The following is a 13,678-nucleotide window of genomic DNA, read 5'->3' as shown; positions in this document are numbered from 1 at the left end:
GGACAGGATGCCGGTGGCGGCATCGTAGGTGGCCGAGGTGAGGGTGGGCGAGACCACGTTGGAGACGGTGATGCCGTTGCCCGTGGTGTCCGCGATGACCACGGCGGCATCGGCGCCGGCCGCCCAGTCCTCGGCAGCAGCCAGGTTGTAGGTGGTTCCGCCGGATGAAGATGTTCCATTGGCGTTGATCACGGTACGCAATGCCGACTGGTCCGCACCCGACAGGACGACCGTGAAACTGGTGCCCGACGTGATCTCCACGCTGGCCGTGGTAAGCGTGTGGGATGCGCCCCCCTGGCCGACGAGCGCGAGCTTGCTGACGTCGATGTCGTTGTTGGCACCAGTGAGCTTGAGAAAGCCTGTGCCTGTGACTACCAGGGTGCCGGTGGCCGCGTCGTAGGTGGCCGAAGTGATGGTCGGCGTGGGCACGTTGGCGACCGTGACGCCATTGCCCGTGAGGTCGGCCACCACCACGGCGGCATCGGCCCCTGCGGCCCAGTCTTCTGCGGCGGCCAGGTTGTAGGTGGTGGCGCCGGTGGAGCTGGTGCCGTTCTTGTTGGCGATCTGGTTGACGAAGCCAAGGTCTGTGGCGTTGAGCGTGACCGAGAACGAGGTACCAGAGCTGATCTCCACGTTGGTGGAGGTCAGCGTGCGGGTGGCGCCACCTTCGCCCACGAATGTCAGCTTGCTGACGTCGATGTCGTTGGTGGCGCCATTGAGCTTGAGGAATCCTGCGCCCGTGACCGACAGCACGCCCGTGGAGGCGTCGTACGTGGCGCTGGTGATGGTGGGCGCGGCCACGTTGGCGACCGTGACCCCGTTGCCGGTGAGGTCGGCGACCACCACGGCAGCGTCGGCCCCTGCGGCCCAGTCTTCTGCGGCGGCCAGATTATAGGTGGTGGCGCCGGTGGAGCTGGTGCCATTCTTGTTGGCGATCTGGTTGACGAAGCCAAGGTCTGTGGCATTGAGCGTGACCGAGAACGAGGTACCAGAGCTGATCTCCACGCTGGTGGTGGTCAGCGTGCGGGTGGCACCACCTTCGCCCACGAAGGTCAGCTTGCTGACGTCGATGTCATTGGTTGCGCCGTTGAGCTTGAGGAAGCCCGTGCCCGTGACCGTCAGCACGCCTGTGGCGGCGTTGTAGGTGGCGCTGGTGATGGTGGGCGCGGCCACGTTGGCGGCCGTGACGGCATTGCCCGTGAGATCGGCGGGGGCGGAAGCGGTCACGTCCCAGTTGGCGGCAGCGCCCAGGTTGAACGTGGTGCCACCGGTGGAAGCGCCGCCGTTCTTGTTAATGATCTGGTTGACTGCAGCCAGGTCGGTGGGGTTGAGTGTGACGCTGAACGCCGTTGCACTGCTGGCAGTGACGTTGCCGGTGGTGAGGGTATAGGTGACGCCGCCCTCGCCGGTGACGGTGAGCTTGCTGACGTCGATGGTGTCGCCGGTGGTCATGCCGACGGCAGTGACCGACAGTGAGCCGGTGGCGGCGTCGTAGGTGGCGCTGGTGATGGTGGGTGGGATCACGTAGGCGGTGTTGTTGGTGCCGGTGCCGCCCAGATTGTTGACAGGCGTGGGTACCGTGCCAGTGACGCCAGCACCATTCTCCGGGCCGCCCGCGCCACTGGCCCCGACGTTGCCTGTCATGAGCGCGAAGTTGGCGGCGGTGATGTTGAAGATGCCGGCGTTGTAAACGCCGCCTGCACCAAGGCCACCTGGGCCGCCGTTGTCATCGGTGCCATAGGCGCCAGGGCTGCCTTGGGTGCTTCCGGCGCCACCACCACCACCACCACCACCAGCACCGACGTTGCTGGTGATGGCCGAGGTGCCGATGACCGTGATGGTGCCGGTGGCCGCGTTGTAGATACCCCCGATGCCCATGCCGCCAGCCTTACCCACGGCATCCCAACCCGAGCCACCGCCACCGCCACCCACTTTGAGCGAGCCGCTCAGCGCAGTGGCGCCATTGCCACCATTGGAGTAGCTGGAAGAGCCTGTGGCTCCAGCCCCTCCGGTTGCCGCCCCGCCCTTGCCTCCCAGATTTATGCCGTCATAACTGCCGCCTCGGCCCCCAGTTCCAGGCCCTCCCGCTACACCCGCATAGGAAAAACTGATTCCGTCAGCTGCATCGCCTCCTCTGGCGCCAGTGCCTTGATTGGCGCCATTGATCAGCGGTCCACCGCCCCCGCCGCCGCCGCCGACGAAGGCGTTGGCCACACCGCCGCCGCCGCCGCCGCCAGCGGCGCCGTTGACCGTCACGTTGGTGTTGTTGATAGTCAGCGTGCCCGCATTGGATATTCCCGCGCCAAGCGCGCTGCCGCCATCGGCGCTGGGGCTTGGACCGCCGCCCCGGCCCCCGGCACCGGAGAGTGAGCCATGCGTTATCACCAGACCGTCCAGGGTCACGTTGGAGCCGGTCGTTATGTTTAGCACCCGGCTGGTGTAATTGGCGTCGATGGTTACATCTGCTGTGCCGTTGTTGTCCAGATCACCGTCGATGATCAGATTCTTGTTAAGGAGTAGTTCGCCGCTGCTTAGCGTGACGGTCGGGACGGCGCCGTTGAACGTGATGGTGTCGCCCGTAGTCGCGTTGGCAATGGCCAGACGCAGCGAGCCTGCGCCGTTGTCATTGCCAGTTGTGACGGTCACCGTTGCCAGCGCATGGTCGTAGCTGGCAGCGGCTTCGGTCGATACGACAGGGACCACCTCGATATGGCCCGTGGTGATCTCTAACTGCCAGTCTCCGCCAGCGCCGGTGCGGTCGTCGCTGGCGGCCACATCGGCCCCGGTGAGGGCGGCCAGGTTCGAGACGAACTGTGCACCCGCCTCGCCCTGCGCCAGGTTGCAGGCGTACAGCAGCAGGTCGCCATCGGCCGTCAGGCCGCGCCCGATGCTTGCCAGCGCCTCGCTCTGGCCGGCCAGGGTGCTTGCGTCAAGGAAGGTGGTGCCCAGCCACATCTGGCCTTCGCTGCCGTGGGCCAGCACATGCACCGCGCCCACGTCTCCACGCTCGCCCAGCGTGGCGGCCATCTGCGCCAGACCGTCTTTACCCGCCTCAAGGTACACCACCTGCGCGCCAGGCGGGAAGCCTTTGAGAAGGGTATCGGCATCTTTCACGCGGCTGTCGACAAAGACGATTTCGCGCGCAGCAGTTTCTGAGGTGTACGAGGTGGTCATGGTACTGATCCAGTTAAATCGGTGTGTTTGCTGTGGATGCGTGCGGTTGGTTCATGCGCGCAGGCAGGCGGCGCCGCCCGATGCGATCAAGCCAACGGTATGGGCGATCAACGGGGGCGGCTGGCTGCACAGGCGTGCGGAGCGCGCGGGCACGGACGTATCCGCTCAATAAGGGCTGAACGCAAGCCGGGACAGACTGCGGCGCAACCGGCGGCGCCGTGCGCCATAGGCTGCGTGCAGGTTCAGGGCTTTCATTGCGTTCATTGGAGGACAAGGTGTGCGTCCGAAAATCCCCAGTTTGGAGCGACGGTTGAAATTAAGTGAAAGAGTCGTGAGGGTCAACAAAAAAGCTGCCATTTGGCAGCCCTCGTAACATCTTGATTCGTTTGGGCGCAACCGGCCTCCAACGCATGCTGCAGGCAGTGCGGCGGCGCGGCTCTCGCCTCATGCACTGTGGTGGTTGCAAGGCGATGAAGGTTGCGTCTGGGTATGCGAGAGCCTGCGGGCAGGCTGTGCGGTCAGGGCTGTCGATTCGGCCTCACACCGGCTGCGGCGCTGGCGTCATTGAGGCCTTTGCCGTGATCACGCTGGCGCGGCTGTTCGCCTGGTCGTGCCAGAACGACAGCTTGCCGTACTGCTCGAACAGGTCGGGCGGCAGAATGGTCTCGCGCCGCTCCAGGCCCACGGTGGGGCGCACCTTGTGCAGGCCGTGCAGGCCCAGGGCCTCGTCGAAGTCGGGGGCGTCGTACTGAACTTTCTCGAAGTTGTGCTCGAAGGCCGGCTCCTGCAAAAACTGGTAGATCAGCGGCAGCACCTTGTGCGGGGCCTGGGCCAGCAGGTCGTAGTCCACCAGCAGCAGCGAGGCGGCATGTTCGCCGTAGAACGCCTCTTTGAGCGCCGTCCACGGGTAGCCGACCATGCGGTTGCGCTGGGCCAGCGTGTCCACGCGGCTGTAGACGGTGTTGCGCTCGGTGTCGTCGTTGAACAGGCGGGTGATCTCGAAGGGGTTGGCGCGGTAGCGCCGCTCGATGCTGTCCATGACCCAGGCCACGTTGCGCACGCAGGCGATCAGCTTCGCACCCGGAAACATCTCGATGAGGGCGGGCATCTGCGCGCTCCACATGCGGTTGGTGTCGAAGATGACTTCCTTCTCGCCCGCCAAGTCCGCGTAGTAGCTGTCGAACAGGCCGCGCGCCAGGCGGTGGCGCTGCGCGCGGGTGACCACCGGGCCGAACTCGCTGCCCGCGCCCAACTGGTTGAGCATGCCGCGAAACAGGCCGCCCACGGGGCTGCTCATGCCGGCATGAAAGCGCGGGTTCTGCAGCAGCAGGGCCGACAGCAGGGTGGAGCCCGAGCGGGGCAGGCCGGTGATGAAATGGTAGCGGGGAGAGGCAGTGGTCATTGGGATGAAGTGCGGGCAGTAAGAAGAACAGGGCAATCCGTCGGCGCCTGCGCATACTGTATCGCCTTGCTTGCCCATGTCGCCAGGCGCGGGGCTCGCGCGCAGACCTGCATATATGCCGCGCGTTGTTCGCGCGGCACCGCACCGCAACACTGCGGTGCATGCGCAATCCACCGTTTTCCCATCCCTCTTTTGCCGTGGCCGATGGCCTGACGAGCCAGGCCGCCGATGACATTGCCGCCCTGGTCGCCAGCGGCGCCATGGGCGCCGACGAAGTGCTGGCCCTGCTGGCCGAGGCGAGCGAGGCCGATGCCGCGCAGCAGCGCATCGATGAGGATGAGTTCGCCGCGCAACAGCGCCGCGAGGCCGAGGCCCGCGCCGTGCGCGTGGGTGCCCTGGGCCGGCGCCTGCTCACCCTGGCGCAGGAGCAGGTGCAGCAGCGCCAGGTGATCGAGGAGCGCTGGTACAAGGACGTGCGCCAGTTCAACGGGCAGTACGACCCGGGCATGTTCGGTGATGAGGGAGAGTACGGCAGCCGGGTCTTTGTGCCGCTGACACGCCGGCTGTGCGGGCTGGTGGAGGCGCGGCTCTTTGACATGCTGTTCCCCAGCGAAGAGCGCAACTACGTGATCGAGCCCACGCCCGTGCCCGACCTGGACGAGGCCCTGGACCTGGCCGGGCAACTGCCGCCCGACACGCCCATGCAGTCGCCCGAGGGGCCGATGCTCACGGCCGGCGGCATACAGCAGGCGATTGGCCAGATGGTGGACGAGGCGGCCAAGCGCTGCGATGCCATGCAGCGCGAGATCGACGACCAGCTGGCCGAATGCAGCTACCCGCGCCATGCGCGCGACGTGATCCACGATGCGGTGCTGTACGGCACGGGCGTGCTCAAGGGGCCGGTGCCGATGTTTCGCACCACCAAGCGCTGGGCGCGGCAGGGCGATGGCGCGTATGTGATGAGCCTTGCGCGCAAGCCGCTGCCGCAGGCGGCGCGGGTGGACCTGTGGAACTTTTTCCCCGACATGAGCAGCACGCACATCCGCGAAGCGGAGTTCGTGTTCGAGCGCCACTACCTCACGCGCCAGGAGGCGGCCGACCTGCAGGACATGCCCGACCTGGACGCCGATGCCCTGCGCCGCATGCTGGGCGCCGAGCCGACCACGCCCACCAACAACTACCGCGAGCGGCTGCGCGCCATCAGCGGCGCCAGCGGCGCCAAGGACCGGCGCTATGAGGTGTGGGAGTACCACGGCCCCATCACCGCGCAGGACCTGATCGACTGCGGCTGCGCGGTGGAGGACGACCCGCTCAAGACCTACACCGGCGTGGTGTGGTTCGGCAGCCAGGGCGAGGTGCTGAAAGCGGCGCTGAACCCGCTCGATAGCAACGAGCACCCCTACAGCGTGTTCACCTGGCAGATGGACGAGGCCAGCATTTTCGGCTTTGGCATGCCGTACGAGGTGCGCGACAACCAGGAGAGCGCCAACAGCGCGTTTCGCGCCATGCACGACAACATGGGCCTGTGCGTGCTGCCCCAGGTGGTGGTGGACGACCAGGCCATCGAGCCGGTGGATGGCTCGTGGCGCATGGCGCCGGGCAAGTTCTGGCGCAACAAGCGCCCGGGCTCGGACGCACGCCAGGGCATTCAGTTCATCGCCATCGATGCGCGCCTGCAGGAGCTGCAGGCCATCTTCGGCATGAGCAAGCAGCTGATCGAAGAGGTGGGCACGCTGCCTGCCTTTTTGCAAGGCACCGAGGCGCCGAGCTACATGCAGAGCGCCACGGGTGCCAGCATTGCCTACAACGCGGCCAACCTGTGGGTGCGCCGCGCGGTGCGTAACTGGGACGACGACATCGTCACCCCGCTGGTCACGCGCTTTTTCGACTGGAACATGCAGTACAGCGAGAAGGCCGAGATCAAGGGCGACAGCCGCGTGCGTGCGCTGGGCATTGCCGCATTGGTGGAGCTGGAGGGCCAGGCGCAGCGGCTGCAGGCCTTCATGCAGACGGCGCAGGCCATGGGCCTGCCGCCGAGCAACCAGATGCGGCTGATGCGCGAATTTGCGCGCGCCTTCAAGCTCGACCCCGACCGCGTGCTGCCCACCGAGCAGGAGATCGCCCGCATGCAGCAGGCCGAGGCGCAGCAGCCCCCCGGCAAGAGCGGCCCCGACGCCGAGCGGGTGGCCCAGCAACGCGAGCAGGCCGCGATGGATGGCGAGCTGGAGAAGGCCCGCCTGCAGCTGCGCCGCGACGAGGCCATGGCCCAGCGCGAGCTGGCCCAGCAGCGCATGGCGCTGGACGCGGCCACCGCCGCGGCGCGCGAGCGCACGGGCCAGACCGAGGCCCAGCGGCGCCAGGCGTTCGAGGTGCAAAAGACCCGCGCCGTGCTGGCCGACCGCCAGGCCGACCGCGACAGCAAGGCGCAGATGCTGAATGCCGAGATGGCATTCAGCGCACAGATGGGCAAGGGCATATGAGCACGGGGGATTTCACATGAGCTGGATGGAACAGATCAACCCCGCTACCGCCGTGTGGCGAGGTGTGCAGACCTATGCAGCGGAGCGTATCGCCGAGCTGACCACCGTGTGCACCACCGTGCGCTCCAGCGACTCCGAGATCCGCGCCGCGCAGGCCGCCATCCAGGAGCTGCAGGCCCTGCTGGCCCTGCCAGGCCGCATTGCCCTGCAGGCGCAGCAGCGCGGCACCACCGACCGCAGCAAAGGATATTGACCATGGCAGAGTACACGCAGGATCACGTCAACGCAGCCTATGCGACCGAGCGGGCCAACGGCGCGTCGGACGAGGACCTGGCACGCATCGGCAAATCGCTGGGCGTCACCGACGCGCAGTTCAACCTGGCCAGCCAGGCCTGGGGCGCAGCGCCGTCGCCAGCCCCGGCACCCTCGTATGCGCCATCGCCGGCACCCGCCGCAGCCTCCACCGGCTGGGAGGGCGGGCGCGACCTCACGGCCGACGAGATCAACACCGGCAAGCAGTGGTCGGTGGGCAAGACCAGCCAGGAAGTCGCCGCACAGGCCCAGGGCCTGGGCCTCACGCAAAAGCAGTTCGGGCAACTCTACGGCTGGTCGGCCGAGGACTCGGCCATCGGTGGCTATGGCACCACAGGCGGGCTGGAGAAGCCCTACTACGACTACACCTACGACGCCCAGAAGGGCTGGACCAAGGACGCCAGGAAGCCGCCCACCACGGGCATCAACCTGTCGCAGCTGCAGGGCATGACGCGCTGGGACGTGGCGCCCAACGAGACGGTGCGCAGCCAGTTGCAGCAGATCATTGCGGACGACAGCCCGCTGATGCAGCAGGCCCGCGCCCGCGCGCTGCAGACGGCCAACACGCGTGGCCTGCTCAACAGCTCGATGGCGCTGACGGCGGCCGACTCGGCCCTGTACGACGCGGCCATGCCAATTGCCCAGCAGGACGCGAGCACCTATGCCCGCTCAGGCGAGTTCAACGCCGGCCAGGCCAACACCTTTGCGCGCGACAACAATGCCTTCGTGCGCGATGCCTATATGGCCGACTTCAATGTGCAGGCCAATGAATGGGCGGCGCAGCAGCAGTTCGACCGCGAGTACCGGATGCTGGACCGCCAGCAGCAGCTGACGCTGGAGCGCGACGCTGTGCAGAACGGCTACCAGTCGGCGCGCGACCAGTTCGCGGCGCAGACCCAGATGTCCATTGCGCAGCTGGATGCGGCCTCGCGCGCGGCGGCGATCCAGCCCGACACCAGCATGGCGCGGCTGCAGATGCAACTGAACCACGACGACCGCAACCAGCAAAGCCAGACCGATGCGAATGACCGCAGTACGCTGAACAACCTGCGGGCAGACTACGCCGCCAAGGTGTTCCAGATCAATACAGCCGATCTCTCGCCCGAGAAGGCTGATCGCGCACTCTCCGACCTGGCGACCACCTATAACCCGCAGTTGACCGTGCTGGCGAACCGGCTGGGCTACAACCCGGACAGCTGGATCATCAAGACGGCGCCGAGGGAAGCCACCGCACCATCGCCAGGGCCTGCAACAAATGCCCCCTCTGCCGGCGATGCAGGGAGTAGCGGACCATGACCGTCATCCGCCGCGCGACGCGCGATGACCTGCCTGGCCTGGTGGCCTTGGCCCTGCGCGAGCACGCCGCCAGCCAAATGGCTGACCAGCCTATCGAGCTGGCGCAGGTGCAGGCGTCCTTCCTGGGCGTCATCCACAGCCTGGCCGGCGCGGTGTTCGTCAGCGAAGAGGGCGGCGCGCTGCGCGGCCTGATCGCGGGCATCGTGCAGCCCGGTCTTTTCAACCGCCGGCAGACCGCCTACGAGCTGCTCTGGTACGCCGAGGACGGCTCGGGCCTGCGCCTGCTGGCGGCGCTGCAGGGCTGGGCCACGCGCATGCGGGCTGTGCAGTTCGTGGTGCACGACTACGCCGGCATCGCCGATCCGGCACGTTTCAACAAGGTCATGGCCCGCCGGGGCTTTGGCGTCATGGGCACGGCCTACGTGTCCGCACTGGAGAGCTGATCCATGGCCGTCGCTATCCCCATCATCATGGCCTACACGGGCGCCACTGCCACCATTGCCTCTGCCGTGGGCCTGACTGCCGCCATCGGATCAGCGGCAGCCGCCACCGTGGTTTCCACGGTAGCGTCCATTGCCTTTCAGGTCACCGGCATCAATGACAAGGTCAACAAGGCGGCTTCCAAGGTCTTCGGCGAGGACATGGTCAAGGTGATCAACATTGCAGGAGCGGTGTACGGGGCTGTCAACGGAGGGTTCGGTGGCGGGGGTGAAACCGCAGGCCTGACAGAAGCTGGTGGCGCGCTGAGCACCAAGGCGATGCTCGATGGAACCACCGCCTTCGGTGCGAACTCGGCGGCGGGAGCTTTCGACCTTGCGGATGGCTTGGGCAGCTTAGCCATGGGTGATTTTTCGGGTACCACGGACAGTCTGGGGAACAGCACCTACAGCCCAGGCGACATGAACTCTGTCGAGCTCAACTCCATCGGGCCCGCCAAGGGGGTGAACCTGGCCAACACCAGCCAGCCCTTGGGTACTGACACAAAGGCTGTGGTGGAGGCCGCCAGGACAGCTGAGAACTCGGGCGCCGCGCGCGACATCGCCCCCGCTCCAGCCTCTACCGCTCCATCTGCGGCTGAAACCAATGCGGCAGTGTCCAGGGCTTCTTCTGACCAGCAGCTTAAGGCAGGCGACATCAGCAAGGGCGTGGAGCCACCCAAGACGATCAGCACCACGGCCCCCAAGCCGGGCAGCTTCTTCGACAAGCTGCTCAGCAACGACAAGGCCGTGGGCGAAGTGATCAAGGGCGTGGGCGCTGGCATCAGCGGCGCGGCCAACGCCAAGGCCGAGGAGAAAAAGCTGGCATGGCAGAAGCAGCGCTACAGCTACACCCCCACCACCCGCATCGTGCAGTAAAGGACCACCATGAACCTCAACGAAATGGCACAGGGTGCGCCCGCGCACTCGCCCACCACAGGCACGACCGGCGGCAAGACCCCTGCCAGCGCAGAGCAGCAGGCCCAGTTCGACATGCTGCTGGGCCGCGCTCGCCAGTTGCTGGCCGAGTCTGCGGTGGAATGGAAGGGCGCAATGGACATCGACCCTGCCGGCGCAGCGGTGAAGTTCGGCACGCAGACCCTGCGCTTCCTGGCCACGCAGTCCGAAAAGGCCGGCCAGCCCGTGGACCCGGCCGTGCTGCTGCACGTGGGCGTGCAGTTCGTCAAGGACGTGGCCGCCCTGGCCAACGACGCGGGCATGGTGCCGGACGAGCAGCTCGAACCCTTCCTGCAGCAGGTGATGCAGGAGTCCATCGCCGAGTACATGCGCATGGACGCCGAGGATGGGCTGATGCCTGCGCCCGGTGCTCCACCCGGTGGCCAGCCGCTGCCGGCGCCCGGGCCCGCACCCGGACCGCAGGGCCTGAACCTCGCGCAGATGGCGCAGCAGCAACCACAGCCATTGCAAGGGGGTATGCAATGAGCTTCTTCGCCAACCTGTTGGGCGGCACGCTGCAGGGCGTGGGCGGCGGCATGTCGGCCATGGCGGTCGACGATGAGAAACTGCAGGCACAGCGCGCGCTGCTGCAGGACAAGCAGCAGGCCGCGCTGGAGCTGCAACAGCAACGCACGGCCGACCGGCAGTGGCAGCAGGAGCAGACGCGGGTCGGGTCCGCTGGTGGTGCTGGCAGCGGCAAGGGCTTCAACCTGATGGAGGAAGCCGCCCGCGCCCGGACGCCCGAGCAACGGCAGGACCTGGTCAACCGCGTGCGTGCCGTCCATGAAGACGCCGGCCTGCGCCTGGCCGACGTGGGCTTTGGCATGCCCGTGATGAACGCCGTGGCCCCCACGGCCGGCGACTTTGCCCGCTACGACCGGGCCGGCAGCATGGACGCTGCGCCGCCCACCACCACGCTGGAGCGCGCCGCCTACGACCGCGAGAAGGGCGCGCAGGCATTGCAGCGGCTGTACACGCTGTTCCTGGACCCGGGCAAGCTCGACGTGCATGCGCGGGGAGAGCGGCAGTTCGGGCTGAACGACCGGGGGGAGGCCAGTGCCGTGGCCGTGGAGCAGGGCGGCGGCTCTGCCCTCGATGCTGCTGCGGCCTTCCAGCGCAGCAGCGCCGTGCAGCCCGAGCGCCCGAGTGAGCGTCCAAGGCCTGAGCCGGCTTTGCGCCCCACGGCCCCGGTCCAAATCGGCGAGGCCGGCACTGGCTCGCGGGTGGGCGCCAGCACCAGCGCTGGTGCGCGCCGGCCGCTGTCGTCCGCGCCGCAGGACGGAACGGTGGTCCGCGACGCCAGCGGCCAGCGGTACATCGTGCGCAATGGCCGGCCCGAGCCCCTGGCGAAAGCGCAGTGATGGATTGGTCCCGCTTCGAACTGGTGGAGGAGCCAGAGGTTTCCAATGCAGGCATTGATTGGTCTGCGTTCGAGCTGGTGGCGCTGGGGCCTGGCGATGGTAGGCAGGCGACTTCAATGGTGGATATGGAGCCGGCCGCGCGCGCACAGGATGGCCGCAAGGTGGATGACCCGCGCAGGACGGATGCGCCCAGGCAGGCGTCGATCCTGTCGGACGCTGCAGACCAGGCCTACGGCCTGGTGAAAGGTGCTGCCGCAGCAGTGATGCCCTGGATGAGGCCGGCCATCGAGGCGTCCAACGGTCCGCGCCCGGAGTGGAAGAGCGTGCTGGAGGGCCCCGATGTGGTCGGCGCTGCGAGAGGCATGGACTTGGCCGAGGCCGAAAGACTCTCCCGCCGCGACTATGCAGAAGCCGTCGAGCAGCGCCAGCGCATCGCCAATTCGCCACAGATGCGGGCGCCTACGCCCTTGAACAGGGTGCAGGCCTATGCCGAAGCCAACCCCGTCAAGGCCGCCCTCAAGCAGGGCGCGGCGAGTTCGCTGGCGGGGACGCTCAATGTCCCGTCGGTGGCGACTGGGTTGGTCACCGAGGGTGTCAACAAGGTCCTGGTCGATGGCGGCGGCTCTCCCGTATTCGGCCGTGTACCCAACATGCCCTTGGTGGATGACTTGCGCCAGATGAGCGAAGGCTACGCCTCCACCCTGTCGCGCCAAGGCCCGGCGCAAGCCTGGGACAACGGCGAGTTCGGCCGCTGGATGACGGTCCAACTGGCAGGCAACTCCCTGCCTGCAGCGCAGGCTCTCGCGGCCATGATGGTGCCTGGCGCGCAGTCCAGCCTGTCGGCGCCCATGGCGGCCAGCGCGGCTGGATCCGCCTACGCAGAGGGTGACAGTGCGGCGGCCGCCGCGCTCAAGGGAGGGCTGGCGGCCGCCAGCGAGAAGCTGCCGCTGCCTGCGGGGCAAGCGATCAAGGACATGGTGCTCAAGATCCCGCCACCGGTGCGCACCCAGGTGCTGGCCGATGCCGGCAGGCGCCTTCTGGCGACCGGCTCAGAGATCACCACGAAGGGCCTGACCGGGGCCATCCAGGAGTCGGCCAACACCATCGGCAGCAACGCTGTCGACATCCATGTGTCGGGCAAGGACAAGGGCCTGCTCGATGACGCCGGCCGCAGCGCACTTGTCGGGGGCGTCCTTGGCACAGTACCGAGCGGTTCCAAAGGAACCCGGGTGCAGGCTGCACCCCTTCGCCCCGGCCCGGATAGCCCGGTGGGCCACGCGCAGCAAGGCCCACCCGATGCCTACAACCCCGTGCTGGATAACTCGGCGGGCGCTGCAGAGCGCGGCAGTGGGTATGGAGACGACTTGCTCCGGTCCCTGGTGCAAGGCCAGCCGGTGACCCCGGTCGCCTCGGCCGTGCCGCAGGCGGTGGACTCTTCATCCATGGAAAGGAATGCGCAGCCCTTGCCAAGCGGCCATATGGACGAATTGGCGGCACCCGCTGTGCCCGGGGGCGAGGCTGGGACGATCGCGCATCAGACCGGTGCTGAAGTTGCAGATGCACAGCAGGAGATCGTGCCGTACTCGCATGTGGCACTCCCCCAAGGCACTTCCGCGCCCGAGTCGACTGCTGATGCTGCGGTGGAAGCGCCTGTTGGCGCAATGCACCTGTCCGACAAAGGCACGCTGAGCGTGGAAGGAGACCCTTGGCAATTGGACAAGCGACTGCGCGCTGCCGGGGTAGATCAGGTGTGGATGTGGACCGACAGCGTATGGGTAGCACCCGAGCAGGCCGCACGGGCCCAGCAGGTGCTGGCGCAGCCGCAGCCTGGCGCTGCTGCCGATGCGGTAAGGCAGCCGCCACCACCGGTGCAGATGACGATGCGCGAGGGCGGCATGCTCGACGTGGAGGGAGACACCCAGGCGGTGCGCCAGTGGCTTGAGGGCGCGGGCATCCCCAAAGGCGCAATGATGGATGGGCCGGGGAAGGTTGTGGTGACGGCCGGCAGTGTCGAGCGGGCGAAGCAGGCATTGGCAGCACCAGCACCACTGCCAACGGCGCAAACGACTGATCACGAGGACCAGGTTGTGCCAGTGCAGGATGCGCGATCAACCACTGCACGGCCCGCGCCGATGGTGGCAACCAAGCTCGAAACGGGTGCGCTCAAGATCAAGGGCGATCCCAAGAAAATCCTCGCGGTTCTTCGCAACGGTGGAGTTA

10 protein-coding genes are annotated in these 13,678 nt (G+C 67.2%); 8 read left to right on the top strand and 2 right to left on the bottom strand.

What is annotated here, in order from left to right; genetic code table 11:
- Window positions 1-3,174: DUF4347 domain-containing protein (locus tag ASE31_RS32960; RefSeq protein ID WP_157412580.1), on the bottom strand; the 3,174-nt coding region annotated here is incomplete at its 3' end.
- A 538-nt stretch (window positions 3,175-3,712) separates the two neighbouring features.
- Window positions 3,713-4,576, bottom strand: coding sequence for a sulfotransferase (locus tag ASE31_RS19290; RefSeq protein ID WP_057203439.1), 864 nt, complete (start codon window positions 4,574-4,576; stop codon window positions 3,713-3,715).
- Between the two features lie 161 nt (window positions 4,577-4,737).
- On the opposite strand from ASE31_RS19290, the gene ASE31_RS19285 reads away from it, so the two are divergent.
- The 8 genes from ASE31_RS19285 to ASE31_RS19250 all read left to right on the top strand — a co-directional run.
- Window positions 4,738-7,056: a hypothetical protein gene (locus ASE31_RS19285; RefSeq protein WP_157412579.1), complete on the top strand. Its 2,319-nt coding sequence runs from the start codon at window positions 4,738-4,740 to the stop codon at window positions 7,054-7,056.
- A gap of 16 nt (window positions 7,057-7,072) precedes the next feature.
- Complete coding sequence (locus ASE31_RS19280) at window positions 7,073-7,309, top strand: hypothetical protein (protein WP_157412578.1); 237 nt, start codon at window positions 7,073-7,075, stop codon at window positions 7,307-7,309.
- Window positions 7,310-7,311: 2 nt separating this feature from the next.
- Entirely contained in the window at window positions 7,312-8,664 is a 1,353-nt protein-coding gene (locus tag ASE31_RS19275) for a hypothetical protein (protein ID WP_057203436.1), read from the top strand.
- Window positions 8,661-9,107, top strand: coding sequence for a hypothetical protein (locus ASE31_RS19270; protein ID WP_057203435.1), 447 nt, complete (start codon window positions 8,661-8,663; stop codon window positions 9,105-9,107). The genes ASE31_RS19275 and ASE31_RS19270 overlap by 4 nt, the downstream gene beginning before the upstream one ends.
- A 3-nt stretch (window positions 9,108-9,110) precedes the next feature.
- Window positions 9,111-10,019, top strand: a complete 909-nt coding sequence (locus ASE31_RS19265; RefSeq protein ID WP_057203434.1) for a hypothetical protein — start codon at window positions 9,111-9,113, stop codon at window positions 10,017-10,019.
- Between the two features lie 9 nt (window positions 10,020-10,028).
- Entirely contained in the window at window positions 10,029-10,583 is a 555-nt protein-coding gene (locus tag ASE31_RS19260) for a hypothetical protein (protein ID WP_057203433.1), read from the top strand.
- Window positions 10,580-11,458 carry a hypothetical protein gene (locus ASE31_RS19255; protein ID WP_057203432.1) on the top strand — a complete coding sequence of 293 codons (879 nt, stop codon included), beginning with the start codon at window positions 10,580-10,582 and terminating at the stop codon, window positions 11,456-11,458. Before ASE31_RS19260 ends, ASE31_RS19255 begins: the two co-directional genes overlap by 4 nt.
- Window positions 11,458-13,678: hypothetical protein (locus ASE31_RS19250; protein WP_057203431.1), on the top strand; the 2,221-nt coding region annotated here is incomplete at its 3' end. The genes ASE31_RS19255 and ASE31_RS19250, both read left to right, overlap by 1 nt.

It is taken from the genome of Acidovorax sp. Root217 (assembly GCF_001428645.1).
GTDB lineage: Bacteria > Pseudomonadota > Gammaproteobacteria > Burkholderiales > Burkholderiaceae_C > Acidovorax.
This window is presented reverse-complemented; position numbering and strand designations above follow the sequence as displayed.